The organism is Synechocystis sp. PCC 6714 (genome assembly GCF_000478825.2).
Lineage (GTDB): Bacteria > Cyanobacteriota > Cyanobacteriia > Cyanobacteriales > Microcystaceae > Synechocystis.
The window spans coordinates 1,978,885-2,005,262 of record NZ_CP007542.1; the positions used below are offsets into that span (position 1 = coordinate 1,978,885).

Consider the following 26,378-nt stretch of genomic DNA (forward strand, 5'->3'; position numbering starts at 1 on the left):
CCATTACCCGGGGAAATCAGCCATTAACGTATTGTTGCAACAGTTTTTCCAGTTGACTGACGGGGGCCCGGGGGGATAGTCTCGGCAAAGTAATTTCCCCCGCCGGCGATCGCCACACTAATACCGGAATTTCGTATTGGTAGGCGGCCCCCCATCGTTCGTTGGTGGTAATGTCACGGACTTCTAGCTCAATGGCCAGGCTATCAATTTGGGCTAATTTTTCCATCAATCCTTCACAGAGATGGCAACCGGGCTTGCTGTATAAAATTAATTCCATAATGTTGCGGTTAGTTTTCACCATTGGGGCAGTCTTGTCTGGCATTGTCCTACCTGTTTCAACTTTAAGGGTCAGGGAAATCCAAGAAACCCCATTAAAAATGAGTCACTCCCCTAGACCTGTTGCCCATGGAATAAAGCCAGGCGATCGCCGATAGGATCAGCAATAAAACCACCACCCAATCTCCCCAGCGGCCGTAGGGGCTGAGATTCTGACGACGGTAAATCAGGCCAGCATGGATTTGGTACTGGTTCATGGCCGATAACCAAAGGGTTTCTCCCCGGGGATTAATTATCGCCGAAAGTCCAGTGTTGGTGGCCCGGGCCAGCCAGCGATCGCCTTCAATGGCTCGCATCACGTCCAGGGCATGGTGCTGGGCGGCCATGGTGTCGCTGTAATGGGCATTATTAGCGCTGGAAAGAATAAATTCCCCTCCCTGTAACAGTTGGGAACGCAATAGATGGGGAAAAGCCGACTCATAGCAGATGGCCACCGCCGCTGGCCCGAAGGGAGTCGGTAAAACCTGGGGGCGATCGCCAGGGAGTAATTGCTCTTTGAGGGGGGAAAGCCGTTGAATCAATTGACCGAAAACGTTACTGAGCGGAATATATTCCCCCAGGGGCACCAGTTTAAACTTATCGTAACGGCCCACCAATTTTCCCTGGCCGTCCACCGTCAATAAACTGTTGGTGTAACCATCCTCTTTAGTGTCATAGGCTCCTAACCACACTGGCACCTGGGTTTGCAAAATGGCTTGGTAAAAACCACTCCTGGCCACCACCGTTTCCCAAAGGTAGGGCAATGCTCCCTCCGGTGTGAGCACTATTTCTGCCCCTTGCCCAGCTAGTTTTTCATAGCCTTCCGTGTAACCGGCGATCGCCTGGCGCCAACCTTCACTATTAAATTTAATTTGGTTGGGGATATTGCCTTGGATAATGCCTACATTAATACTTTGTTCCGGTGCATCGGCTAAAGGTCTTTGGTAAAGCAACCATCCTCCCCCCTGACAGGCTAGCCAGATTAAAATAGCCAGGAGCAAATAAGGCCAACTATGGCCATGATTGTTAGAGGTTTTAGCGTTTAATAAATTAGTTAAACCTAAAGCTAACAGCCCATTAATGGCCACAATGAAAGCGGTTAATAAAGCCGGGCCACCCATGGCTCCCAACTGCAAAAAATGTAACTGGCTAGGGCTTTGGGTATAGGCCACAGGACTCCACCACAGAATGGAATGACTCCAGAGGATTTCCAACCCACACCAACTAGCGGTACCCCAAAGTATAAATAGATAGTTTTTAAAGGTGGAATTGACTTTTGTCCAGGCTGTGGTAACTCCCCAAACCGCCATCGCCAATAACCAAACAAATACCAGCACTATGCCCCAAGCGGTGATGGCCAACCAGCAAAAACCGGCGATCGCCAGACTAGCTAACCAAGGCACTCCCAACCAAGTGAGAGGATGGACTCCGGTGATCCAAAATAGGGCTACGCCGTAGAAACCACCTCCCCAGGCAGTAGCTGCTAGCAATATTGGCAATGTTGAAAGTAAAAAATGTTTTGGTCGAAAGAAATTAAGATTGGTAATGTCAGCCCGAAAAATCCAAAACCAGAGGGGAATCTGGGCAAACCAAGCTACATAGGTCCAACCTAAAGGAGCCGTTGCCAAACCCATGGTAATGCCCCCCAATAGTAAGGGCAAAACTTTTCTTGCTATGGTGCTCAATTTTTCTTTAGCCAATCAGTTTGTATCCCCAAAATTATCCCTTAAAGCTGCTGGGCCCGACTTTGGGCTTGATTAATTAAAGTTCGAGCTTGATCATAAACGGTGGTGCCTGGCTGCACCTTTTGTAATTGGCTAATAATTTGGCTAATTTCCCCTTTAATGCGGTTGCGGCCTTGACTATCACTGCTGGGGGGCAGATTAGTTAATAGGTTTTGAATTTGAGTTTGGGCTTGGTCAAATTGGGCCGTCGCTCCCTGTTCCGCCGCCAAATTGATACGAATTTTACCGAGGGTTTCCGTATATTCGGCCAAAAAAGCTTGGGCTGACAAATATTGGGCATCCTGGGGTTGCACCGTTTGCAATCTTTGGACAGCTTCTTGGTACAGATTGAGCACTTCTTGCCATTGGTTAACAGTTAAAGGGGCTTGGGCAATGGTTTGATCGGCCCGCTGGGCAAATTGTTGGGCCGCCATCACCATGGTTTGGGTTTGATTGGTACCCGCCACTAAGCCGGCCACCTGCTGGAATTCCTGTTCATAGTTTCGCAAACGATTGGTGGTTTGGCTTCCGGCCAAGGTTTGCTCTGGAATTAGGGTCAATTGATTGATGGCTCCTTGCCAACGGTTGATGGCTGCTTGCCGTTGTTCGGGGGTAGTGGCCTGTTCATAACTGGCCTTAGCGGTTTGAACATTCTGCTCCGCTGTGGTCAATGCCGATAGGGCATTTTTTTCCTGAAAAACTCTAGCTTCCATGCGTCCCACCTGGGCCCGGGCCTGTTGAAATTCATCAAAGGTGAAATTCCAGGAGCAACCTCCCATAAATTGGCAAACCTTCACCGGCTCATAGCCGAGGAACCACACCGGCAACTGGTCTAAATTTTGCTGGGCTAGGCGCACTTTTTCCGCCCCCAATTCAATATCCGCCGCGCTGGTGGCATTATTCACCAACTGATCCGCCTGTTCTCCGTGGGCGATCGCCTCGCGGTAATTCCTATCCATGTTTAGATAACTGGGCAGTAGCAACATGGGGGCCACCCGGGCCACGGGCCGCCGCACCATGGGATAGGGTAGATTCACCAACCAAATTAAGCCCATAAAACCGACTAGACCAGCCCCTAACACTCCCCCGGTTTTTAACCAGAAACGCCATTGCTGGGCTGTATTTAACTTCGCCGCTTTGGTTAGGGTTTGGTCGGCCATGGTGGGGAACATATCCGTCACCTGCAACGCCAAATCTTCCTTGCCCAGGGGTTTACCTTTTTCCTGGGCCAATTGGTTTAAGCGCTTCAGAACAATCTCCTTTTGCACCTCAAAGCCCAAGGATTCCGCTTCCCGATTAATTTCCTTGGTTAAAAATGACTTTGCTTTGGCATTGAGACGCATAACAGTTTCCCCATCCAAGCTGAAAGGCAACGGCAGATTATTCCCATTCTATTTTGGCTTGATGGTGTTGCGAGATTATTGATTGGTTAAATCAAAGAACGCCAGAGAGTTTGGAGTTTGAGCTCAATTTCTGCCACTTCTTTGAGGGGATCGGAACCGGCCACAATGCCCGCCCCGGCGTATAGTCTGGCTCGATTGCGGGAAAGGAGGGCGGAACGGATACCGACAATGAATTCACTATTACCTTCGCTGTCCAACCAACCCAGGGGAGCGGCATAGAGATTACGGTCAAAGGTTTCATGGCGACGAATTAAATCTTCGGCGATCGCCACAGGTACCCCAGCTACAGCGGGGGTGGGATGGAGTTGTTCCACCAGGGCCAGGGGATGGATGTGGGGCGGCAGGGGGGCTTGGATTTGGGTCCAGAGGTGCTGGATATTGGCTAATTTAAGCAGTTTCAGGGAAGAAGCCTGGGGGGTTAAGCCCAATGCCGTGAGGCGCTGGAGCAGATAATCCAACACCGCTTGGTGTTCCCGCAATTCTTTGGGATTGTGCAATAACTGTTGCCCCAATCGGCGATCGCCTTGGACGTCCGCAGCCCTAGGGGCAGAACCAGCAAGAGCATCGGTGATCAACTGTTGATTATGTAAACTCAGTAATCGCTCTGGGCTAGCCCCTACAAAACAATCTCCCTTGCCGTTGCCCCAGGAAAATAAATGGCAATCCCCATACTGTTGCCGCAGTCTTTGTAAACAATGGGCTGTACTGAACTGACAACCATAGTCCAAATCCAATGCCGTGGCTAACACCACTTTGCTTAACCGTTGCTGGTCAATTTCCCCCAAGCTAGAGGCGATCGCCGTGGAAAGTTGGGCCACCTCTGTCTTAGTTAGTCGGGGAGGATTCCCATTAAGGGAAGGGGGCAGAGTATCCCTAATGGGGTTAACTCGACGGATGGCACTGAGCATTTGCCCAATGAAGTCCACCAACTCGGCAATATTAGTGCTGCTATCTAGACTGATCTGCCAACTTAAAAGGCAGTGGTGGGGCGCTTTCACCAACTGAATTTGGGGCAAAAAGAGAAAAGAATTGGCAAAGGGACTGGGATTAGGGGTGCGGTCAAAAAAACTAAAGCCACAAAAAATATAGGGACGTTGACTCCGACCCTGGGCATTGCCAATGGACACCAAGCGTTGGAAACAGTCTTCCGCAAATTGCTGGGCTAAGCTGAAGCGATACTTACCAGAAATCCTCAGGGATTGACAAATGCCGAAGGCCAGTATGGTTTCCTGCCGCTGGGGATTTTCACCATAAAAATGGACTTGTTCCTGTAGGTCCAGAGCCCCAAATACCGCTAGGGGATCAACGTCGTCCAGATATTCCGTAAAACTCCACAGACAGACCTGGCCAGGGGACAAATTCCGCTGCTGACCCAATAGGTAACTGTACAGAACCGGAGAATTATCGAGGGAGCATGGATGACGGTCGAGGAGGGGTGTCGCAACGGACATCAGGGACGATCAGAAATAATCAATTCAGAACTATTGAGTTTCGGAGACCGCTGTACCCATTACCCAAAGCGGGTGAGGGGAATCGAACCCCTATCATTAGCTTGGAAGGCTAAGGTTTTACCACTAAACTACACCCGCGTGTTTTCCTAGCGTCCCTAAGATTAACATATTTTGCCTGGAGTTTTATCAGGAGAACTTTTCCGTTGTCCATCTTTCCCCCTGCTCAGTCTTCCCCCTGGCGCTTATTGCCCTATATCCAAGCCCCCGGTGATTTACAGATGGCCCTGGATCGTTGGTTATTGGAAGATTATTTCCCCCGCACCGGGCGATCGGTGTTGCGCTTCTATGGTTGGTCCCAGCCGACCATTTCCCTAGGTTATCTACAAAAATCCTGGCCAAACCATTGGCGGCAATTAACATGGCAGGGTCAATCCTTGGCTTTAGTGACTAGACCCAGTGGCGGCCGGGCTGTACTGCACCAGGGGGGCTTGACCTACGCTGTGGTGACAGGAAAAACGGGGGATAAACGACGGGAAATTTATCAGCACATTTGTCAATTTCTCATCCAAGGCTGGGGCCAGTTGGGGCTACCCTTGACCTATGGCCAGGGGGGGCGGGGCTATATCCACAATGCTAGTTGCTTTAGTACCGCCACGGTGGCGGATTTAGTCAGTGCCACGGGGGACAAATTAATTGGCAGTGCCCAACGCCAAACGTCCAGCGCCCTTCTGCAACACGGAGAAATGGTTTGGAACGGCGATCGCCATTTATTTGCAGAAGTTTTTGGCCAAACGGCCCCCTGGCAAAAAACCATCGCAGAGTTGACGGAGTATCCCAGTTTGCCCCAGGTTTTACAGGTTTTAACGGCCACAGCCCAACAGCATTTTTGCTGTGAGTTACACTGGGAACCCCTAACTCCCTGGGAGTGGGAGATAGTACAGGTAAAGTGCAGGGAAATCCGCCACCGCCCCGCCTTTTCAAATTCCCCTAGCGGTTGAAATTTCTGTAACTTTCGGCGATCGCCAATAATTTCTGCCGACTGAACGACCAATGCCAACGGTAAAATCAAAGGTCAGTTTTCTGCCGGTTTGAGAGACGGATAGTCCGTATATCCCTGCTCCAAATTTTGACCGGCCTTACCATAAACAGTCGTAAAGTCGAGTTCGTTCAAGGGACCATCGACGATAAACCGCTCCGGCAAATCAGGGTTAGCGATGAATGGTTTGCCAAAGGAGACTAAATCTGACTTTCCAGTTTCTAAAATCTGATTTCCCTTCAATTTGTCGTATCCTCCGTTCGTGATGATTAGACCTCGATAGAAAGGACCGAAGGTGGAAATTACAGGATTAATTACCCCACGGGCATTAAGATCTTCCTCACTTGGCTCCATCAAATGAACATAGGCCAGCTTAAAAGCATTAAGTTTCTCTAGGGCATAGCTGAAAGTTGTCAAAGGATCGGAATCCTGCATCCCGTGTAATGTATTGCTGGGAGAGAGTTTAATCCCCACACGATCGCCGCCCCACACCTGACAGACTGCCTCTACCACCTCTAGAAGAAACCGAACTCGATTTTCAATGGAGCCACCATAGTGGTCTGTCCGCTGATTAGAGCCATCTTGCAAAAATTGGTCAATCAGATAGCCAAAAGCACCATGTAGCTCAACCCCATCAAACCCTGCCTGTCTCGCATTTTCGGCCCCCTGACGAAACTGTTTAACGATTTCAGAAATTTCATCGGTTTCCAGGGCCCGGGGAGTGGCTAAAGTTACTTTGCCTGCGGGACCATGGAGTGTCCCAATGGCAGGAATTGCGCTGGGGGCAATGGGCAATGCACCGTTAAGCAGGGACGGATGACCAATGCGACCGCTATGCCACAGTTGCAAGAAAATTTTGCCACCCCTGCGATGCACCCCATCCGTCACCCGTTGCCATGCTGTAATCTGCTCTGGGGAGTAAATGCCCGGACAGTTGACGTAGCCATTACTCAGAGGCGAAATCATGGTGCACTCGGTGATGATCAACCCGGCCGAGGCTCTCTGGCCATAGTATTCCGCCATCAAAGGAGTGGGAATTGAGCCAACCGCCCGCAAACGTGTCATCGGTGCCATAACTATCCGATTGGGGAGTGTGAAAGCTCCCATCTGAATCGGAGTAAATAAATCAATCTTTGTGTTCGCCATGGGAGCATCTCCAAAGGAATTTAATTAGATCAACAGCAGGGCCGACCAAAAATTAATGTAGCATTGGTCAACAATGCCACGATATCTAACAATTCGATTAAATTTGCTGTCATTTTCCTTGCTTCTATCCAATGCTTTAGCATAGAAATACTTAGGCTTTTGTCGGATTAACCACTTACTTAAGTTTTTCCCCAGAATTTGGGTCGGGTTCAAGGACATAATCTTGCATAAATTGAGCTACAACCTCTGGGCTAATAAAAGAACTAAGGTTTGCTTTCAAAATTTCGACCATATTATCGCCTGATTTTTTTGCTGGTCTTTACTAACAATTTTAGGTATAAATGACTGGCCATTTGTTCAAACTAATAGTTTCAGCCGCTAACTGCCAGTGCCATAAATTTAAGCTTGATCAGGCTCCCTCACCTAACATTGCAGGTACATCAATCTATTTAATACAAGTAGCCCGTGACAGAGAGAGAATACAGTCAAGGATAGAGAGAAGATCCCTTAGAGGGATTACTTCACCACCCATTAGATTGTCTGTTGCAAGATCGGCTAAAACTTCCGGCGTACCAACATTGCCGGGATTAATCACGGTTACACTGATTCGCTGCGATCGCAATTCTTCTCGCAATGAATGTACTACCCCCCGCAAGCCAAACTTAGAGGCACTATTGGCAACTTCTCGTCCTGGAAAATTATCTCGACCCGAGAGTGCCCCCATGAAGATAATTTTGGGATTGTCCGATCGCCGCAGGGCGGGCAGTAATGGTTTCACTAACCGAATTGGGGCTACCAAATTGACTGCAATTACTCGGGCAATATCCTCATCAGAACAATCTTCAAATCTGTACTGACTGGTAAACGCATGGGTTTCCCACGTTCCCCCCATGTATAGCAAGGCATCTAAGCAATCATCCCCCATCGCCTTTACTATTGTTTCTAGACCCATCGGGTCGGCCACATCTGCCTGAATCCACTCACCGACCGGAGCCGCTGTGCGAGACACGGCTAATAGGCGATCGCACTGGTTGATAAAATGTTCTGCAACCGCCAGTCCAATGCCCCGACTCGCCCCTGCCACCAGAATAGTCTTAAAAGACATTGCTTTTCTCCCGTTAATTCAGGCGCAGACCAAACTTTGTCACCCCTGGAAAGTCAATGTTGAATTGTTCCGAGAAATAATCAGGGTAAAAAGTTTGATAGGGCTTAAAGCCAATGGATTCGTAGGTGCGGCGTGCCCTGTCATTGCCATTGATCACCATGATTCCGGCAAAATCGTGGCCCTGCGATCGCCCTTGCTCTAACAATGCTCTGAGCAAAATTTTGCCAAAGCCTCTTCCCCTTGCTTCAGGCAACACGGCAACATTTTCAATAATCCAAGTTGCTTGGGGGGTGAGGAAAAACGGCCGCAAATTACCTCCCAAAAGTGCCATATAGCGCTCATGAAATGTGGTCATGTATTCTTGAGACCATTCCAATTCTTGGGCGATCGCCTCTAGGTAAGACAAATTTAATGGGGAGTAGTCTTCTTTATTTGGTACATAGCCAGCAGCGGCGGCCACTGGTTTGCCATGGTCTTCCAAAATCAGGAAGTCCGCTACGTTACCCCAATTGGAAGCATTCGCCCTGAGTTCCGCCTCAATAAATTGCAAGGCCGTAGTTCCAGTGCCATGCAACAGGTCTTCCCAAAAACAGTGATTCAACGGTGGCAAAGAGGCTTCATACTCAATTCTAGCCAGGAACGGAATATCGGCAGTCGTTGCTTTGCGAGTATCTAGCGTTGCTAACATCAGAACTCCTTTGGGGATAATCCCCGTAAAAGATACAATCTGTATGCATCCTAAGATAAAGGAGCATTCCCTTCCTTGTCAAGATACATACTGTCTGAATGTTAAATTCAAGAAATCCATTATGTCTGCCAAGTTAACTAAGGCTGAGCAAACTCGAAGAACTCGACGGGCTATCCTTGAGCGAGCGCGTCACTTATTCGCCACCAAGGGGTATGGGGGCACGGGAACCGAAGAAATCATCAGTGAATTGGGGGTTACCAGGGGAGCTTTATATCATCAGTTCAACGATAAGCTGGGGGTATTTAAAGCCGTCATCGCTGAGGCCTATGGCGAGATAACGGACTACATCCAAACAAAAATTCAACCCCTAGATGACAATTGGCAACAGTTAATCATCGGTTGTCAGGCATTTCTGGAAGTCGCTCAGCAGAATGAACTGCGGCGCTTAGTTTTTATTGAGGCTCCGGCCGTTTTGGCGGTGGATGACCTGGGGGAAATTGATCAGTACGGCTTTGCTCTACTCCATGAATCGATTCAGATAGCTGTCGCTGAGGGGCAACTAAGCACAATCGATGCAGAGGGATTTGCCCACTTAGTCAATGGTTCGTTGAATGAGTTAGCATTCTGGGTTGCCCAGTCTAATGACCCTGAGCGATTGAAAACAGCACAATCTCTGGTGGAGACATTGCTGATGCGCCATCGTAGTTAACAGAGGGGCATAAAGTTTTGACCTTAAATTAAGGCGATCGCCAAGAATTACACTTGAGAGCACACTATTTTTATTTGCAATAAAAGTTTATCTAAAATCCTTGACGTAGAGGAATGTTTTTCTAAAAACCGGAGTAAAATTTTTATAAAGTTACTTGTACGAGTGCTTGTTGTTGCGTTTGGTGTTGATAAATTATGGAAAAGATAATTGTTATATTGATATTGAGAAATAGAGTTATTTCTAAGTTTGATATTTAGTATTTGAATTTTTGATCGCGCTGTTATTTTTTAATAATAAATTACTACAAAACTTATGGATGATTTACTTCTTGATCGCTACCAAATAGTTAAATCCCTGGGTTCTGGAGGATTTGGGGAAACATTTTTGGCAAAAGATACCCAAATACCGTCCCAAAGACTGGTGGTGATAAAACGTTTAAAGCCAGCTAATGCAAGCAATAGTATGTCAACTGAATTAATTGAAAAACTATTTGAGAAGGAGGCGGCGGTCTTAGAAGAACTGGGTAACAATAGCAGTCAAATCCCTAAACTTTATGGTTATTTTTCCAATAATGATGAATTTTATTTAGTGCAGGAATATATTCAAGGAAAAAGCTTAAATGAAATTGCTCCTGTTGGAATTGAGCAAGCAAAAACAATTATTTCATCCCTAATCACAATCCTCAAATATATCCATAGCAAAGGTATTATTCACCGAGATATTAAACCGGAAAATATCATTATCAGAGATAGTGATCATTTACCTGTGCTAATTGATTTTGGTGCCGTCAAGGAAACCATGGGAGTTGTTACCCTTGGTTCTGGTTCCACTGTTAGCTCCGTGGTTATTGGCACCAGAGGCTTTATGGCTCCTGAACAAAGTGCCGGCCGGTCTGTTTTTAGCACGGATCTTTACGCTTTGGGTCTGACAACTATTTACGCTATGACCAAAAAGCTCCCCGTTGAATTTGCCACCAGTCAGTTAACGGGGGAATTAGATTGGCAAAGCGATGTTCCAGAAATAGACTCCAACCTGGCGAGGGTGATTGATAAAGCAATTCAAATGGAGCCGAGTCGCCGTTACCCAACAGCAGAGGCAATGTATCAGGACTTAAATGTTAGCAAAATGCAGACAGAAATAATTACTAATGTTCCTAAACGCACTACAACAAATTCTAGTGAATCAACGCAAGTTATTAGTCCAATACCAACATTTATCCCTAATAATACTACTAATTATGGAAATAAAACTTCTGGTTCCGGAAATAAAGTAGTGATAGCACTAGGAGTTATCTGTTTCTTAGCATTTTTAGGTCTGGGAAGTGGATTTATGTATGTACAGCAAATTAATCATCAAGCTGCATTAAAGACTCTTAAGGCTGAGAAAGAAAAGCAGGAAGCTGAACAGAAAAAATTACAAGCTGAAAAAGAAAAAATAGAAGCAGAACAAAAAGTTATAGAAGCGCAGATAAATCAGCAAGAGGCAGAAGCCAGGCTAGAGAATGAAAGGGCGACGCAAAGTATTTTGTCAACAAATTTAAATCCAGCCCCTGCTCCTCCACCCCCAGTATCATCTAATGCTTCCATCTCTAGGGACGCGGCGGTCGAAGTTGTCAGAGGATGGCTATATGCCAAGGGGGACGCTTTTGGACCTTCTTACAATCGTGGAGTTATTGGTAATTATTTAGCTGGTACAGCCTATGATTGTAACGTTAAATCCGTCAATTGGTTACAAGAAAATGGAGCTTATTACACTTATGGAGTTCAACGAATAGATGATATTGAAAGTTTTAGTGCCAGTGGCAATAGTGCAACAATTTCTGTTCGATTTACTGAAGATAGAACACTTTATAATGCTAACGGTGAAATAGACAGAAATGCCAGCAAGTTTGGGACAGTAAACATGACATACAACCTGGAAATGATTGGAGGAACACCCAAAATCACTTACTTCCGCTTACCCGGATGTTAATCTTTATGTTTTTAATTTTATTGCTTAGTGTTTAATCATGGATAATCATAATTTGTCAGAACAAGAAGAGAACTCTGAAATAAACGACGTAAATGACAATATTAAGCACAAGCAAAATAATCGAAAAAATAGGAGATCTAAAAAACATAGTCTTGAATCTCAAATTGCGTACTTTCAAAAATCTAGACAAATTGAAGAAAAAAACGAATCCAATAAAACACTTAATTTTTCTCAGTTTATTTTCTTGTTTTTAACTATCACCCCATTATTTTTTAGTTTGGCAATTTTTCTTTCAAAAACTGTCTTTAAAGAACAGACACAACAAATTACCACATCGGAGGAATCAAAAATTCTTATAGAGAACGACCAAATTTTAGTAGAAGGAATAGATTTAGAACCGAAGTTACCACCAATACCGAATAATCTCTCTAGTAATAGTCTGGCTAACCAGGGAATAAGTAATAATTTAGAGAATCAAGAAAACAACCAATATATTGATAATCAATTCCAACAAAACAAAAATCAAGAGCTAGAAAAAATAATTGATCAAATTCTTGCGCTTTGTAAAAATTCTGGGCTTTCAACACAAAATTTATCTATTACATTATTAGACGTAAATACCAGAGAAATAGCTGGTTATCAATCTGAAAAGTTAAGATACCCGGCAAGTGTTGTTAAAATATTTTGGCTTGTAGCGGCTCTTAACAAATTACCTCAAGCAAACAATCAAGCGTCCCTGATCATTAATATAGAAAAAATGATCAGAGAATCCGATAATGATTCATCGGGTTACGTAGTTGATTGGTTGACCAACACAACATCAGGGCAGTCTTTAGACAACACTGAATTTGGAAAATGGGCGGAAAAACGACGTTCATTAAATACATTTTTTCTCCATATTATGGAAATTTAGATATAACCCATAAGACTTTTCCACTTCCTAAACAAAATTATTTTAAACCTGAAGGTAGAGACTTGCAGCTAAGAGGTGGAAATATAGAGAATCCAGTTCGCAATAAAATATCAACCGAACAAACCACCTTTTTAATGTACCATATCGTAAGCGCTCCAGATCTCAACTACGCTAAACAATTATTAACAATCAACCTTGCAACTTTCAATTGGAAAAACCCCAATATAAACTACTTTAATCCTGTAATGAATTTGTTTGGTGAATCATTACCGACAGATATTGAATTTGTTTCTAAAGCTGGCTGGACGAGCCAAACTCGTCAAGAAACTGCCTACATTGCAACAATGGATGGAAAAACTAAATACATATTGACCGTCTTTGCCGAAGATCCAGATTATTCTAAAGATAAGACTATTTTCCCAGCTATTTCTAAAAAAGTTTTTGAATTGATGTCAAATCAATAAAAGTCAATCATGACCGAATTAGTTCTCAATAGATATGAAATAGTCGAATCCCTTGGCTCAGGAGGATTTGGTGAAACATTTCTTGCCCGTGACACTCACATACCATCCCAGCGGTTAGTGGTGGTCAAACGGCTGAAACCCGCCAATGAGCAAAATAATACTTCCACAGAATTAATTGCAAAGCTATTCAAAAAAGAAGCGGCGGTTTTAGAAGAACTGGGCAATGGTAGTTCCCAAATTCCTAAATTGTACGGCTATTTTTCTGAAAATGACAAATTTTATTTAGTGCAAGAATATGTCAAGGGTATCAGCCTTAGCCAAGCCGGAAAAATCACTCCAGACCAAGCTAAAACTATTTTGCTTTCCCTCCTTGAAACCCTTAAATATATCCATAGCAAAGGCATTATTCACCGGGATATTAAGCCGGAAAATATCATCCTGCGGGATGGCGATCAATTACCAGTCTTAATTGATTTTGGTGCCCTCAAAGAAACCATGGGAGTTGTTACCCTAGGCTCTGGTTCTACTGTTAGCTCTATGGTTATTGGCACCAGGGGCTTTATGGCTCCGGAACAAAGTGCTGGCAGATCCATGTTTAGCACCGACCTTTATGCCCTTGGGTTAACAATTATTTATGCTCTTACCCAAAAATTACCCATCGAATTTGCCACCAGCCAACTAACGGGAGAATTAGATTGGGAAAGTGATGCCCCAAATATTGATCCTGGGCTAGCAAAAGTGTTGGAAAAAGCCATCCAAATGGAATTGAACAGACGTTATGCCATGGCAGAAGAAATGTATCAAGATGTGCAATCTTTACATATTTATACACCTCAGTTATCTAGCTCAATGGAAACTGTTAGGGTTTTACCAAACAATGATTATGTGCATAGCGCTAGCTCAAATAGCACCGCCCCCACAGTGGTGTTTGATTCCGATAAGTTTTATCCCCAAGAGAATAAATCTTCTAATAATGCCTTAACTATTATCGCCATTTTAGTCGGTGCTGTGATTATTGCCGTTGGCGTGGGAGGGGGAATATTTATGATTTACCAAATCAAAAAAACTGAAGCAAGAATTGCCCAGGTAGAAAAAGAAAAACAGCAAGTGGAACTTAAACGAATTGAAGTAGAACAAAAAGTTGCCGAAGAAACCAAACGCCAGCAAGAGTTAGAGCAACAACGCATTGAACAGGAAAGGCAAAAATTGGCGGAAGAAAAACAAAGGCTAGAAAGACAACGGGCAGAAAGTGTACAATCCACTAGACCTAGTGCAGCGGATTTTATTCGTAACCATTATGCTAATCTTGACGCTGGGGATTATAGTAATACCTGGGACAGACTTAGCTCTAACTTCACCAGTTCATTAAGCTATGCTGACTATACCGACTGGTGGAATAATGTAGCAGAAATAAGATTGCAAGATGCTTCCTTAATTTCCCAGAATGATAGTAATGCCAGAGTAAAAGTTAATCTTAGCTATGTTATGAACGATGGCAGAGTTGTTTGGGATCAAAAACCTTTTATTAATTTAGTTTGGGATAACTATTCTGACGAATGGTTAATTGACAGTAAAAATTAAAATATAATTATGTTGCTGATGGGGCAAAGGAAGTAAGTCTAGCGAATAATGGCTTTTCCTTGATCAATTGACCAACATTAAGAACAGAAAATCCAACTACATTTAAGTAAAATCTTCATCGGTAATAAAAATATGGCTAGCCAGCGAGATCAGTTTTTTAAAGAAATTTATGAGATTGATCCCAATAATGATGCCTACATGATTGAAGTTGCCCTGGATAGCTATGCCGACATTTTTAGCGAATGGGATCCAGCCCCCTTCAAACGTCGGGATTTAGACGCTGATTTACAAATTTATCTAGAAGCTGGTGCAGAGGATATTCCCGATCGCCATGGCATCGAACTCTGCTTTATTTTGCCCCCTGGCACCAGAGACATGCAGGCTGAGAAAGAATTTTTAACTGGACTCAGAAATAGCTTTGTTTTTAAAACCTATCAACTACGCAAAGAAATCAAAAAAGATAATCATTTTATCTTGCGCTACATGGTTATGGGTTTTGCCCTCCTCTGGCTTGGTTACACCGTCCCTAGTCGTGTATCACAAGGAACCATTAGTTCCATTATTGCGGATGGTATTTTTGTTGGTGGTTGGGTTTTTCTCTGGGAAGCAGTGTACCTTTTCTTCTTCACCAATCGAGACTTGTACATGAAACATCGTACCTATCGTAGATTACAACGCGCCCCCGTTATCTTCCGGGAAATAAACATCCCTTAAGTTTAGTTCTATTCCATCCTAACCAAAAATCAATTGCCTTTTTGGAGCAATGGAAAAAAATGATGACGAATGAAAGCAATAGGCTATATTTAACCCTGACTATTCATAGTTCATTAACGGTGATGGAAGCCCTCACCTATGCCGCCAAATTACGACTGCCCCAAGATGCTGATCTTAACGAAATTATCAACAAAACTTTAGCGCAAATTGAAATGGAGGAACAGCACAATGTGCTAGTCAAGAAGCTGAGCGGCGGCCAATTCAAGCGGGTTTCCATTGGGGTGAAATTATTGGTAGATCCCAAACTATTTTTCCTCGACGAACTTACTTCCGGGCTAGATCCAGGACTGGATAAAAAAATGATGCAACTATTACGAAAATTAGCGGATCAAGGGCGCACCATTGGCCAAAATTCAACCACTGTACCAACTTGTCCACGCCATAATTTGTAGTCCGGTAAATCAGCGGTCAACGCCACAATATCTAATAATTTGATTGGATACCCTGTCATTTTTTTGCCTCCAGTAACTACAACGGTTAGCAGGTGGTAATCTCGTAACTTTTGAGCCATAGTCAATATTCAGTCCGCTGCACCGCAGTGTTGAATTGCTGGCGCTGGGCAACCTGAATCAACAGTCGCAATGCTTCATTTACTTCTGCATCATTGGAGAAAGCTTGGGCAACATCGGGTTCTAAAAGTACTAAGTTTGTTCCTGCACGATATCGGTTGATATATTTACCTCTAACACCTCCCTGCATTTTGGAAAAATCGTACTCTGAGCGTAATTCATCTTCCATTTCATTTTCAACTTCCTTCTTCATAGAACATCTTCTCCTGCCGAGTTGATTTTCGGGCACTTATGATTCGGGCTTTTTCTCCTCAGTCAGTATGGGCGACAACTAAAAGCTGTCCAAACCGAGACATACCAATAATAATGTAGCGGTTCTCTCCAATGGAATGATCAGGATCGGGGAAGGTTACGGATAGAGAGTCATTAAATACAGTTGCAGCCTCCTGAAAAGAGACACCATGCTTTTCAATGTTTAGTTCTGCTTTCTCTGGGTTCTATTCAAATTCCATATGTGCAACCCTTCTTAATCTTTACAAGCAAACTTAGGAGCATGAAAAAAACTTAACGTTTCAACTTTGCTGGTTGAATCAACTTATTTGCCATTAAACGTACTCCAAGATAAATTTTTTCTAAATCAGCGCGAACGGCATTGTAGTGATTCACATTCTGCGAATACATGGCTTGCCACTGCGTTTTCCAGGGTCAATTGTGATGATCTGTTGATAGTCCATATAAAATTGGCATGAAAGAGTATTTGTTTATTAAATCGGAAACTCTTGCTGCTACAACTACGATGCCAACAGCGATTTTTATTAATGCTCCTGACATGTTTATACAAAGTGTTCAGATATAACGTGGACCTCAGCCAGCCGACGGCCACTTGGATAGAGCAAAACAAAGCAACACCATATTTTGCTGCAATTATTTGTTATTTTGACGAGTTAGAATCAGCTTTAGACTTTGCGACCAAATAGATGATTGCACTAGCGGCAAACTCCAAAAAAAACGTTGCTTCAGCCTCATTGAGTGGTTGAGGTGAAGTACCACCGTGACGTACAAAATCTTTGTTGCTAAGCATACCGTATGCACTGCTGATTAGCTTGATAATGTCCGCATCCAAGTTACTCTGCTTTTTGATCAGCTGACCGAGGGTAGAAGACTTATCATTTCTAAGCACTTTAAGGCAAGATTCTACTGAGTTGATAGATTCCTTGATAGAGTTTTCGTAGTCGGGCGGGGTGGAATAGATAAAGTTTTTTGCCTTTAGCCATTGGTTTTGAATTGGAGTTAATTGATCGTTTTCGTTTAGTAAAGCATTCACAATCAACCAGTTTCGCGGTTCTTTGGCTGTACGTTTTCGGCGACCAATATCGAAAATAACATCTGAGTAGATCTCTCCAACCAGTTTTCTGCGTGACGCCCACGTAGAACCACATGCGCCATAAAACGCCTCAATGGTCTTGAATTCGTTTGGGTTTGAGTAGCCAGCTTTATCAAGTAATACATCTAAATCGATGAAAAGCTCTTGGTATTCTTTCGGCTGGCTTTCCGTTCGTCCATCAGTTGCGTAGGCGATCATTAACTTCTTGATCTTCTCAATGTGACATTCAATCTCTTGAAGTAGCAACATTCGGTGGCAAGCAGAAAAGTCTCTGGGCAAGTCGCTCTATTGGAATAACTCCTAGTTATTCCGTAGGGTGCTGAATAATAACTCAATCCGAGGGGAATAATACCACAGATTTATTTTGAGTAATGCAGGTAAGCCTATGATGTCAGCCTTCAATGGTTCATTGCTACCAGCTTGCAACAAAAAATCTCCCGATCGCCGGGAGAATTAAGGGGGCTGTACTTAGAATGACAACCCTAAAACGTTAATTTTTTTTCTAGCGTTTGACCAGCTTTTTGCGAGCCACCTTCCGCAGACGGATGGATTCAGGGGTAATTTCCACCAATTCGTCGGGGCCAATATATTCCAAAGCCCGTTCCAGGTTCATATCTTCCGGGGCTTGCAGTTGCACCAATTCATCCCCGGTGGCGGAACGGTGGTTAGTTAACTGCTTAGTTTTGCAAACGTTCAATTCAATGTCCTGGGGTCGGTTATGTTCCCCGATGATCATGCCTTTGTAAACCTTGGTGCCGGGGGTAATGAAAAATACGCCCCGATCCTCAGCATTTTTCATAGCGTAGAAAGTAGCAACCCCTTCCTCAAAGGCCACCATCACACCGTTGTAACGGGTTTCCAACTCACCACTCATGGGACGATATTCCAAAAAGCTGTGGTTCATAATGCCTTCCCCCCGGGTAATGCGGATGAAATCCCCCCGGAAACCCAGTAAGCCCCGGGCTGGGATGACAAACTCCAATTGGGTGCGGCCGTTGACACTGGTTTGCATATCCTGCATTTCCCCCCGCCGTTGCCCCAGCCGTTCAATGCAAGCCCCCACAGCGGCTTCAGGCACATCTAAAACCAGATATTCCACCGGTTCACAGGGTTGACCATTGACTTCCCGATAAATAACCTGGGGCTGGGCCACTTGGAATTCATAGCCTTCCCGCCGCATGGTTTCAATCAAAATGCCGAGGTGTAATTCCCCCCGACCGGAGACCAAAAACTGTTCAGCACTTTCCCCGTCTTCTACCCGCAGGGCCACGTTGGTTTCCAATTCTCGATTGAGGCGATCGCGGATCTGGCGGGAGGTGACAAATTTGCCTTCCTGACCGGCAAAGGGGGAGTCATTAACGGAAAAGGTCATTTGTAGCGTTGGCTCATCCACCTTGATTAGGGGTAAAGCCTGGGGTTCATCGGGACAAGTTAGAGTTTCCCCAATGTTGGCATCGGCAAAACCGGCGATCGCCACAATGTAACCGGCGCTGGCTTCCGGCAGTTCAATACGGCTGAGGCCATCAAAGCCTAGGAGTTTACTCACCTTCCCCTTGGCAATGGAACCATCTTCTTTGACTAGGGCGGCCTGTTGTCCCGCCTTAACGGTGCCGTTGTGGATGCGGCCAATGATAATACGCCCTAAATAATCGGAGTAGTCCAGGGTGGTTACTTGCAATTGCAAAGGCTTGTTGGGGTCCCCGGCCGGGGGCGGTACGTGGTGCAAAATCGCCTCAAACAAAGGTTTCATGTCTTCGGATTCATCTTCCAGACTTTCCTTGGCAAAACCCGCTAAACCGGAAGCGAAAAGGGTAGTGAAATCACATTGGTCATCATCGGCCCCCAATTCCACAAATAAATCAAATACTTTATCTACCGCCGTGTTGGGATCGGCCCGGGGACGATCAATTTTATTGACTACCACCAGGGGCCGCAGACCTTTTTCCAACGCTTTTTTGAGTACAAAGCGGGTTTGGGGCATGGGGCCTTCGTTGGCATCGACGATCAACACACAGCCGTCCACCATTCCCAGTACCCGTTCCACTTCCCCGCCAAAGTCGGCGTGCCCAGGGGTATCGACAATATTAATTAGGGTATCTTGGTAGCGAACCGCCGTATTTTTCGACAGAATGGTGATGCCCCGTTCCCGTTCCAGGTCGTTGGAGTCCATTACACACACCGGCACGTCTTCCCCTTCCCGGAAAATTCCCGATTGTTTTAACAGGGCATCAACAAGGGTGGTTTTACCGTGATCAACGTGGGCAATGATGGCGACATTGCGGATGGGAAGAGACATATTCGGGCAAGCGGCTTCAGTGTCCGCAGTAACAATTTGTAATATTCAGTCTATCTTACCCTTGTCTTATCCGGAGCAAAGCCTTCAGCAAATAAGCTTAATTACCAACAATGTATTTATGCAAAAAGCTATTGGCGGCCAAAATATTTAACGGTTCACTAAAGCAGTAGCCCTGCATGAAAAAGCAATTGAGGCCGTCCAAAATATTAACCTGCTCTTCCTGTTCCACCCCTTCAGCCACCACCTTAAGGTTAAAGGTCTTACCAAGACTGATGAGGGTTTCCATCATGGTTAGATTCTGGGTATTTTCCGGGTCTTCGAGTAGTCGTGCGGTTAAGGATTTATCAATTTTTAGCTTATGGAAAGGTAAATCCTGTAGACAACGGAGGGACATATAATCAGTGCCAAAATCATCCAAGGAAAAACAAACGCCGTAGTTATGGAGATTGGTGATGATTTGTTGGGCCAGTCCAAAATCTTTCATCACCGTAGATTCTTGGATTTCCAACTCCAAATAATGGCTCTCCATTTTCGCCATGGCGATCGCCTCCATGACCATATTTTTCAGCAAGGGATGGTAGAACTGCCTTTCGGAAATGTTGACAGAGACCAAAAAAGGAGTTTGCAATTGCTTTTGCCACAGCACATTTTGCTGACAAGCCGTCTCTAAAATCCAGCGTGTCAAAGGTACCATAAACTCCGTTTGGTCACTCCAGGGTAAAAACTGGCCCGGGGGCAGAAGTCCCTTTTGGGGGTGTTGCCAACGGATAAAAGCCTCCATGGCCTCAATGTTTTTTTTGCGCCAATTAATCTGGGGCTGATAATACAATTCCAGCTCGTGTTGCTCCAGGGCCCGCAATAAACGCTTTTCAACGATCGCCAAACGTTTTTGGTCAGATTCAGACAGTATTGATTCAGCTTGGGGAGAACCGACCCGCACATCCACCATTGTTGGCGAGTGGTCGTCGCTAATCTCTTGCTCCGGATGGGTTGTCTGGGGCAATAGGGGTTGCAAATTCTCCCGGATATGGCCAATGAGATCATCCACCTGTTCTCCATCCGCCGGATAGAGAGCCACCCCATAGGTAATTTCTGGTTGGAAAGGCCTGCCCCCCGCCATCACCGGGGCTAGAACTGGTTTCATCAAACGCTGGGCAATGCCCAACAAACTGTTGGTATCCTGGACCTGGGACACCAGGAAAATAAACTCATCCTTATCCCAACGGGAAACAATATCTCCATTGCGTAGGTTACCCTTCAGTTTTTGCCCCGCCTCCTGGAGAAAAGCGTTGGCCACCGCGTCTCCCCGTTTGCGCTTGAGATCAGACCAATTATTGATTTGGCAAAGCAAAATCCCCACCTGCATATGGTGGCGGCGGGCATTGGAAAGGGCAATGTTTAAATACTCTAAAAACAGGGTCTGGTTCGGCAAATCCGTCGCCGTATCCAGATAGGATTGCTCATGGAACGTTTCATCGTTGGAACTAGCCAACCAATCCACACCCTCCCTGACATTATAGCTAGAAGCAATTTGGGCGGAAATGCCTTCATTATGTGGGGAAGTTTGGGGGAGAATTTCCACTGGCTGAGAAGCGGAATCCCCAAATCCCTCCCCGGTGACGTGGTAGCTGGCATTGATGCTACAGCCAAAATTAATCAAATCACCATTTTTCAACTCATGGATGAGGCGTTTTTCTCCATTCACAAAGACGCCATTCTGACTTTTATTCCCCTCTAGATCGCCGTCAATAATCCAAAAACACTCTTCATTGGTCTTGCTATTGGTTTTCCGCATCAAGGTGGCATGGTGCCGGGAGGCCTGGCGGGAGTGGATCTGGATGCTAGTGCCAGAATGGCGACCAATGGAATACTGTTGTTCGTCCAGGATTATGGTTCTTCTTTGGTTGGCATCTTCTAGAACTAGTATGTGTTGCTTCATAGAGAATTAGGGAACTATCAATTCTAAGTTATGCCAGAGAATCAGCCTTGATTTTATTCTGACTCAAAAGCTCCGTGGCGGCATCAACTTTGAGGGGTTTGCTGAACCAAAAACCTTGGATCTCCTGGCATTGCAGTTTCTGTAGTACTTCCAACTGTTCCTGGGTCTCCACCCCCTCACTGATCATACGAATACCTAGTTTTTTCCCCAGGGTCATAATGCCGGTGACGATCGCCTCATTGACGGGACTATGGTCCAAATTTTCAATAAAGGACTGGTGAATCTTGATAGCGGGAATTCTAAACTGTTGCAAACAGGACAAACTGCCTGAACCAATACCAAAGTCATCTAGGGATAGATTAACCCCCATGGCAACCAACTGCTCGATCGCCCGGCGGGAATAATCAATGTTTTCCATAATGATACTCTCGGTCACCTCGATGGTCAGCCAGCGGGGCTCCAACTGGGTCTCCTCCACGATACTTTGGATATTGGCAATCAAGTGGGGATTTTGAAATTGGTTCAAACAAAGGTTAATGCATACTGGCAGAGGGGCAATCCCCGCCATTTGCCATTGCCGATTCTGTTGGCAGGCGGTTTTTAAAATCCATTCCCCAATGGGCACAATCAAATCGGTCTTTTCCGCCAGGGGAATGAGGTTAACGGGGGAAATCTCACCAATTTCGGGATGGTGCCAGCGCAACAGAGCCTCCATGCCAGTGATCTCCCCTGTATCAACCTGGAGAATGGGCTGATAGGTCAAATAGAACTGATGCTTGTCTAGGGCTTCGTAGAGGAGGTTTTCCAAACGGAAAAAGAGGTTAGCTTTGGAGGCGGCCTTTTCGTTAAAGAAGGCAAAGGAATCAAAGTGTTTTTCTTGAATCTGCTCCAGGGCCGTATGGGCGTTTTTCAGCAGAGTAGCTCCGTCTCCCCCTCCATCGGGATAGACCGCAATGCCCACCTTGCCCTTGAGGTGAATTTTTTGCTTAGCCACATCAATGCCCTCTTCAAGCATAGCCAGCATTTCCTTGACCATTTCCGTCAGGGTTTGGTCATCCCCCGGCTCCTTGAGCAGAATGGCAAATTGTTTTCCCTGCCAACGACAGGCCAGGCCTTTTTTCTCTGTCCATTGGCTGAGACGTTTAGCAACGGTTTTGAGCAGAATTTCCCCACACCCTAGCCCGAAGGCATTGATCATTCGTTCGTAGTTGTAAAAATTAAGAAATAATATGGCTAACCGACTTTGATCCCGCTGTACTTTCGCCAAGGCGATCGCCAACTGCTCTTCAAAAAAAGCATGGTTAGGCAGGCCCGTCATGGGGTCATAGAACGTGTGCTGGGCGAGGCTAGCTTCCGCCTGTTGTCGCCGGGTAATATCAATTAGATAACTGCGAATAATACGATTTTCAGTCAAATAATGGACATACTGCTCATAGCATTCATCTCCATTTTTCACCTCCCGCAGGAGCAAATTCCCCCGTACATTCTGGGCTTGGTTAAGCAAACCTTCCAAAATAGGATGACCCACCCCTCTGTCGTTAATATCCCGAAATTTAATGCTAGCAGGGGGATTTAAATAGACAATTTTGCCGTTAAAATCAATTTCTACAATGGGATGGGGACTAAGCTCTGCAAAGGAAGAGAAACGCACCAAATCAGCAGAGTTGGGCAGCAAACGGGAGGCGTCCTGTTCCTCCTCATTAATGATGGTGGATTTGCTAGTGTATTCCCCCATACTCTGGCGGGATATATCCTCAAAAGACATGGCCTCCAGGGGATTAAACATGGCAATTTCCAGGGAGGTGGAGACAATGTAGTAGCTTGCTTTGGACTGACTGCCAAATAGGATCACATCCCCGTGCTGGAGGTCATGGGACTCGCTCCCCTGACCATTAATAATTAGCCCGTTCGTACTTCTGTTGCCTTCTAAATCCCCATCTAAAATCCGATAGGAATAGCCTTCATTTTGGGGGGTGGGTTTGATGCGAATTAAAGTGGCGTGGTGACGGGATACCACCTGGTCGTAAATGACAATATCATTGCTGGATTCCCGTCCGATAGAATAGGTGGGTTCGTCCAAGGAGATAATACGACGGGCTTTTTGATCTTCGATCACAAATATATGTCGAAATTCAGGCAGGTTGGTCATAACAGCAAGGATAGGCGGATGGGCAAGGGAAAAACATCTATCTTGACCCGATGGTGGAGACAAAATCTGGCTAAATTGCTACCCCCCCTCTAGTTTGACATAACCCCTAGCGCTTTGATCGCACCTCTTAGCCAAACTTTATTAAGGCTTTAGCTTGGATTTAGCCTAGCTCTCAATGGTGAGGATTTGTGATTAGTTTTAGCCGACGACATAGACATTAACTTTGGTGTAATTGTTTTTGTAAAAGTTGTCCTATTTCCCGTTTACGTAGAGGACGACTAAATAAAAATCCTTGTACTTCTTGACATTGCAGTTGGCGTACTAGGCTGAGTTGAGCTTCCGTTTCCACTCCTTCCGCCACCAGGCGATATTGGAACCCTTGACTGACCACAAGGATGGATTGGAGAATGGCCATTTCCTGGGGAGTGCCCCGCAACTGGGAGATCAAACTCTGGTGAATTTTAATAGTAGTGAGGGGAAATTGGGTGATAAAACCGATGCTTATTTGCCCCCGTCCAAAGTCGTCCAGGGCAATTTTGACTCCGAAGCTTTTTAAGTCTTGGATGATTGCCAAAGCTTTGGCCGGTTGTTGGCGCAGAGTACTTTCTGTAATTTCTAGCTCCAACCATTGGGGATCTAAGCCGGTTTCATTGAGGGTTTTGGCCACCATCATCACTAGATCTGGACGGTAAAATTCCGGGGCTGATAGGTTAATGGCCATGGGGCGCAGGGGGAGTCCATCTTTTTGCCAATCTAGATTTTGTTGACAGGCAGTCTGCAAGATCCAATTGCTGAGCTCAAAAATGAGGTTACTCTGGGCGGCAATGGGGATGATTTTATCGGGGGCAATGTCCCCCACTTCTGGATGTTCCCACCGGAGTAGGGCTTCGATGGTGGTAACCTGCTCACTTTGGAGATGAATTTGGGGTTGGTAATGGAGAGTGAGTTGTCGTTTGGCGATCGCCTGTTGGAGGAGGTTTTCTAGGCGAGCTTGATAAAGGGCGGCGGTGCTAAATTTGGCATCGTAAAACTGATAGTGATTGAAGCCGGTTTGGCGCACTTTCTGGAGGGCGGTATTGGCCCGGGACAATAAATCTTCGGCCCGGTTGCCATCGTTGGGATAGGCCGAAATACCGATGTTAATGTTGAAAATAATTTCCCTTTCATGGACTGTGAGGGGATTTTTTAAACGGTCGATGATTCTTTCCGCCAGACGAATAGAATCCTGGGGACTTTTAATTTTGGCCAGGATAATTACCAATGTGCCACTGTCCCATTGGCCAATGGTGTCCCCGGAACGCATACAGTCGGCGATCGCCCCGTGGAAAGCCATAAACACCTCATCGCCAAAACTAAAGCCATGGGCCTGGTTAATGCGGTTGAGAATTTCCAAATGGATGAACATGACCCCCATGAGGTGCTGGTGGTGGGCCGCCGCGTCAATGGCTAGGGACAACTCTTTTTGCAAATTGATGCGGTTGGGTAACTTGGTAATGGGGTCATATAAAGCTTGGTTGGCTAAAGTTTCTGAATAGCCCTGGCGGCCCCGGGGGGTACGCATAACAAAACAGTAGAGGTCTTTCCCGTCCCACGATTGGCGGTACACATCGCCCTTGACCTGTACCGTTTGTCCTTCTCGGTTGCGATATTCCAATTCCGGCACCGGCAAATAATCTTGGGTTTCCAAGTTAATCAACAATTCTTCAATCAGAGGCCGTTCTGCGGCCATCAGTTGATAGAGGGTGAGGTCAACAATTTCCGATTCTTCGTAGCCCAATAGCTGGCAAAAAGCGCTGTTAGCTTCCACAACAGTTTTAGTGCGCGCATCTACCAAGAGAAAACCCGTGGCCGTATGTTCACGATAGGCACGTAAGCGATAGCGTAGTTCATTGAACTGTTGCTCCATTTTGCGGTGTTCAGTCACGTCATCGCTGTAGCAAAGCAAACGGCTCCGGTCAGGACTCAGAAAAACCCGCTGATGGAAAATTTTGTTCCCGATGGCAATATCCCGCTCCATCTGTAAACCTTCCCGCGCTAGGGATAGATTGGTCAGTCCTTGGATGAGGGGATGCTGGACTTGGATAACCATTAAATCCGGAAATAAAGCTTTGGCAGCGCCATTGGCGTAGAGTACCCGTCCCGCTATGGTCAACTCAACAATCAACTGGGTGCTGTTTTCACTCAGGGTACCCAGGGGATTATTGCTTTGTACTGTGGAACTACGACCAACGTCGGCGAGTTCATCGTTGTACACCACCGCTGTGGAAAAAGCCGGATCTTCCCCCACTTCCACTGCTTCATGGTCAAATCCCGATCCTTCCCCATAGTCCTGCTCCGCTATGGCAAAGTTGAGGGGGTCCACATAGGTTTCCCCTCCCCCGGGATTGGCCGCCACTGGGGCCGGTTCTACCCCATAGGGATGCTCCTCTGATTCTGTGGTCAGATTCATGATGTGGTAACTAGCTTTGGATTTATTACCAAACCGAATTACATCCCCGTGCTCCAACTCGTGGGAAAGACAATATTGGCCATTGACCACTACCCCATTGGTACTGCGTTTCCCCTGGAGATTACCGTCAATTAATCTATAGGTGTATTGATGATTCTGATAGTCGTTAACCCGGATCAAGGTCGCATGGTGACGGGAAACTTGGCGATCATAAATGGGAATGGCACTGCTAGGGTCCCGGCCAATGTCGTAGGTATTTTCTTCCAGGGAAACGATGCGGCGAGACTTCTGATCCTCAATGACCAGGACGTGGCGGACAATGGAATCGTTACTCATTGGTGGCATTACTCAAGGAATGATTTTGTTTGATTG

At 45.7% G+C, this 26,378-nt stretch carries 21 protein-coding genes, 1 tRNA gene and 2 pseudogenes; 8 read left to right on the plus strand and 16 right to left on the minus strand.

Annotation, left to right across the window (positions count from 1 at the left end; translation table 11 throughout):
* Positions 1-16: 16 nt before the first annotated feature.
* The 5 genes from D082_RS09060 to D082_RS09080 form a co-directional block, all read right to left on the minus strand.
* The gene (locus D082_RS09060) at positions 17-298 is read right to left on the minus strand and encodes a glutaredoxin family protein (protein WP_028947977.1); all 282 of its coding nucleotides are present in this window, start codon (positions 296-298) and stop codon (positions 17-19) included.
* Positions 299-371: 73 nt separating this feature from the next.
* Entirely contained in the window at positions 372-1,949 is a 1,578-nt protein-coding gene (lnt, locus tag D082_RS09065) for an apolipoprotein N-acyltransferase (RefSeq protein WP_051738933.1), read from the minus strand.
* Between the two features lie 92 nt (positions 1,950-2,041).
* A complete protein-coding gene (locus D082_RS09070; protein WP_038530616.1) occupies positions 2,042-3,382 on the minus strand; it encodes a hypothetical protein in 1,341 nt (446 codons plus the stop codon).
* Between the two features lie 86 nt (positions 3,383-3,468).
* Entirely contained in the window at positions 3,469-4,893 is a 1,425-nt protein-coding gene (locus tag D082_RS09075; RefSeq protein WP_028947975.1) for an isochorismate synthase, read from the minus strand.
* Positions 4,894-4,960: 67 nt separating this feature from the next.
* A tRNA-Gly gene (locus tag D082_RS09080) sits at positions 4,961-5,031 on the minus strand.
* A 65-nt stretch (positions 5,032-5,096) separates the two neighbouring features.
* Between D082_RS09080 and D082_RS09085 the strand changes: the two genes are divergently transcribed.
* Entirely contained in the window at positions 5,097-5,891 is a 795-nt protein-coding gene (locus tag D082_RS09085; protein ID WP_238546670.1) for a biotin/lipoate A/B protein ligase family protein, read from the plus strand.
* A gap of 74 nt (positions 5,892-5,965) precedes the next feature.
* Here D082_RS09085 and D082_RS09090 read toward each other — a convergent pair whose 3' ends face one another.
* The 3 genes from D082_RS09090 to D082_RS09105 form a co-directional block, all read right to left on the minus strand.
* A complete protein-coding gene (locus D082_RS09090; protein WP_028947973.1) occupies positions 5,966-7,075 on the minus strand; it encodes an alkene reductase in 1,110 nt (369 codons plus the stop codon).
* A 445-nt stretch (positions 7,076-7,520) separates the two neighbouring features.
* Positions 7,521-8,180, minus strand: coding sequence for an SDR family oxidoreductase (locus tag D082_RS09100; protein WP_028947971.1), 660 nt, complete (start codon positions 8,178-8,180; stop codon positions 7,521-7,523).
* A 13-nt stretch (positions 8,181-8,193) separates the two neighbouring features.
* Positions 8,194-8,868 carry a GNAT family N-acetyltransferase gene (locus tag D082_RS09105; RefSeq protein ID WP_193386657.1) on the minus strand — a complete coding sequence of 225 codons (675 nt, stop codon included), beginning with the start codon at positions 8,866-8,868 and terminating at the stop codon, positions 8,194-8,196.
* 121 nt (positions 8,869-8,989) lie between these two features.
* On the opposite strand from D082_RS09105, the gene D082_RS09110 reads away from it, so the two are divergent.
* From D082_RS09110 to D082_RS09140, 7 genes and pseudogenes are all read left to right on the plus strand, one after another.
* Positions 8,990-9,577, plus strand: a complete 588-nt coding sequence (locus D082_RS09110; protein ID WP_028947969.1) for a TetR/AcrR family transcriptional regulator — start codon at positions 8,990-8,992, stop codon at positions 9,575-9,577.
* A 312-nt stretch (positions 9,578-9,889) separates the two neighbouring features.
* A complete protein-coding gene (locus D082_RS09115; RefSeq protein ID WP_051738786.1) occupies positions 9,890-11,548 on the plus strand; it encodes an IMS domain-containing protein in 1,659 nt (552 codons plus the stop codon).
* A 37-nt stretch (positions 11,549-11,585) separates the two neighbouring features.
* Positions 11,586-12,461, plus strand: a complete 876-nt coding sequence (locus tag D082_RS09120) for a hypothetical protein (RefSeq protein WP_028947968.1) — start codon at positions 11,586-11,588, stop codon at positions 12,459-12,461.
* Positions 12,404-12,925 (plus strand): hypothetical protein, encoded by a 522-nt coding sequence (locus D082_RS18310; RefSeq protein ID WP_144428727.1) that lies wholly within the window; start codon positions 12,404-12,406, stop codon positions 12,923-12,925. Before D082_RS09120 ends, D082_RS18310 begins: the two co-directional genes overlap by 58 nt.
* 9 nt (positions 12,926-12,934) lie before the next feature.
* A pseudogene (locus D082_RS09130) lies at positions 12,935-14,167 on the plus strand (protein kinase); the annotation flags it as partial.
* A gap of 471 nt (positions 14,168-14,638) precedes the next feature.
* Positions 14,639-15,220: a hypothetical protein gene (locus D082_RS09135; RefSeq protein ID WP_028947966.1), complete on the plus strand. Its 582-nt coding sequence runs from the start codon at positions 14,639-14,641 to the stop codon at positions 15,218-15,220.
* Positions 15,221-15,279: 59 nt separating this feature from the next.
* Positions 15,280-15,672 (plus strand): ATP-binding cassette domain-containing protein, encoded by a 393-nt coding sequence (locus D082_RS09140; RefSeq protein ID WP_369796107.1) that lies wholly within the window; start codon positions 15,280-15,282, stop codon positions 15,670-15,672.
* On the opposite strand, the gene D082_RS17735 is transcribed toward D082_RS09140, so the two are convergent.
* The 8 genes and pseudogenes from D082_RS17735 to D082_RS09170 form a co-directional block, all read right to left on the minus strand.
* Positions 15,609-15,791 (minus strand): DUF4926 domain-containing protein, encoded by a 183-nt coding sequence (locus tag D082_RS17735; RefSeq protein WP_369796108.1) that lies wholly within the window; start codon positions 15,789-15,791, stop codon positions 15,609-15,611. The genes D082_RS09140 and D082_RS17735 overlap by 64 nt on opposite strands.
* 2 nt (positions 15,792-15,793) lie before the next feature.
* Positions 15,794-16,042 carry a hypothetical protein gene (locus D082_RS09145; protein ID WP_028947964.1) on the minus strand — a complete coding sequence of 83 codons (249 nt, stop codon included), beginning with the start codon at positions 16,040-16,042 and terminating at the stop codon, positions 15,794-15,796.
* Between the two features lie 58 nt (positions 16,043-16,100).
* A pseudogene (locus D082_RS19040) lies at positions 16,101-16,274 on the minus strand (BrnT family toxin); the annotation flags it as partial.
* A 446-nt stretch (positions 16,275-16,720) separates the two neighbouring features.
* Entirely contained in the window at positions 16,721-17,371 is a 651-nt protein-coding gene (locus D082_RS09150) for a hypothetical protein (RefSeq protein WP_144428728.1), read from the minus strand.
* Between the two features lie 304 nt (positions 17,372-17,675).
* Positions 17,676-19,469, minus strand: a complete 1,794-nt coding sequence (typA, locus tag D082_RS09155; RefSeq protein WP_028947962.1) for a translational GTPase TypA — start codon at positions 19,467-19,469, stop codon at positions 17,676-17,678.
* A 97-nt stretch (positions 19,470-19,566) separates the two neighbouring features.
* The gene (locus D082_RS09160) at positions 19,567-21,408 is read right to left on the minus strand and encodes an EAL domain-containing protein (protein ID WP_028947961.1); all 1,842 of its coding nucleotides are present in this window, start codon (positions 21,406-21,408) and stop codon (positions 19,567-19,569) included.
* 28 nt (positions 21,409-21,436) lie between these two features.
* Positions 21,437-23,557: an EAL domain-containing protein gene (locus tag D082_RS09165; protein ID WP_028947960.1), complete on the minus strand. Its 2,121-nt coding sequence runs from the start codon at positions 23,555-23,557 to the stop codon at positions 21,437-21,439.
* 217 nt (positions 23,558-23,774) lie between these two features.
* Positions 23,775-26,342, minus strand: a complete 2,568-nt coding sequence (locus D082_RS09170; RefSeq protein ID WP_238546671.1) for an EAL domain-containing protein — start codon at positions 26,340-26,342, stop codon at positions 23,775-23,777.
* Positions 26,343-26,378: the final 36 nt, after the last annotated feature.

Coding starts and splice junctions, on each gene's coding strand:
- lnt (WP_051738933.1), bottom strand. CDS start 1,949: ATGGGTTTGGCAACGGCTCCTTTAGGTTGGACCTATGTAGCTTGGTTT.
- D082_RS09070 (WP_038530616.1), bottom strand. CDS start 3,382: ATGCGTCTCAATGCCAAAGCAAAGTCATTTTTAACCAAGGAAATTAAT.
- D082_RS09075 (WP_028947975.1), bottom strand. CDS start 4,893: ATGTCCGTTGCGACACCCCTCCTCGACCGTCATCCATGCTCCCTCGAT.
- D082_RS09090 (WP_028947973.1), bottom strand. CDS start 7,075: ATGGCGAACACAAAGATTGATTTATTTACTCCGATTCAGATGGGAGCT.
- D082_RS09100 (WP_028947971.1), bottom strand. CDS start 8,180: ATGTCTTTTAAGACTATTCTGGTGGCAGGGGCGAGTCGGGGCATTGGA.
- D082_RS09105 (WP_193386657.1), bottom strand. CDS start 8,868: ATGTTAGCAACGCTAGATACTCGCAAAGCAACGACTGCCGATATTCCG.
- D082_RS09110 (WP_028947969.1), top strand. CDS start 8,990: ATGTCTGCCAAGTTAACTAAGGCTGAGCAAACTCGAAGAACTCGACGG.
- D082_RS09115 (WP_051738786.1), top strand. CDS start 9,890: ATGGATGATTTACTTCTTGATCGCTACCAAATAGTTAAATCCCTGGGT.
- D082_RS09120 (WP_028947968.1), top strand. CDS start 11,586: ATGGATAATCATAATTTGTCAGAACAAGAAGAGAACTCTGAAATAAAC.
- D082_RS18310 (WP_144428727.1), top strand. CDS start 12,404: ATGGGCGGAAAAACGACGTTCATTAAATACATTTTTTCTCCATATTAT.
- D082_RS09135 (WP_028947966.1), top strand. CDS start 14,639: ATGGCTAGCCAGCGAGATCAGTTTTTTAAAGAAATTTATGAGATTGAT.
- D082_RS09140 (WP_369796107.1), top strand. CDS start 15,280: ATGATGACGAATGAAAGCAATAGGCTATATTTAACCCTGACTATTCAT.
- D082_RS17735 (WP_369796108.1), bottom strand. CDS start 15,791: ATGGCTCAAAAGTTACGAGATTACCACCTGCTAACCGTTGTAGTTACT.
- D082_RS09145 (WP_028947964.1), bottom strand. CDS start 16,042: ATGAAGAAGGAAGTTGAAAATGAAATGGAAGATGAATTACGCTCAGAG.
- D082_RS09150 (WP_144428728.1), bottom strand. CDS start 17,371: ATGATCGCCTACGCAACTGATGGACGAACGGAAAGCCAGCCGAAAGAA.
- typA (WP_028947962.1), bottom strand. CDS start 19,469: ATGTCTCTTCCCATCCGCAATGTCGCCATCATTGCCCACGTTGATCAC.
- D082_RS09160 (WP_028947961.1), bottom strand. CDS start 21,408: ATGAAGCAACACATACTAGTTCTAGAAGATGCCAACCAAAGAAGAACC.
- D082_RS09165 (WP_028947960.1), bottom strand. CDS start 23,557: ATGACCAACCTGCCTGAATTTCGACATATATTTGTGATCGAAGATCAA.
- D082_RS09170 (WP_238546671.1), bottom strand. CDS start 26,342: ATGAGTAACGATTCCATTGTCCGCCACGTCCTGGTCATTGAGGATCAG.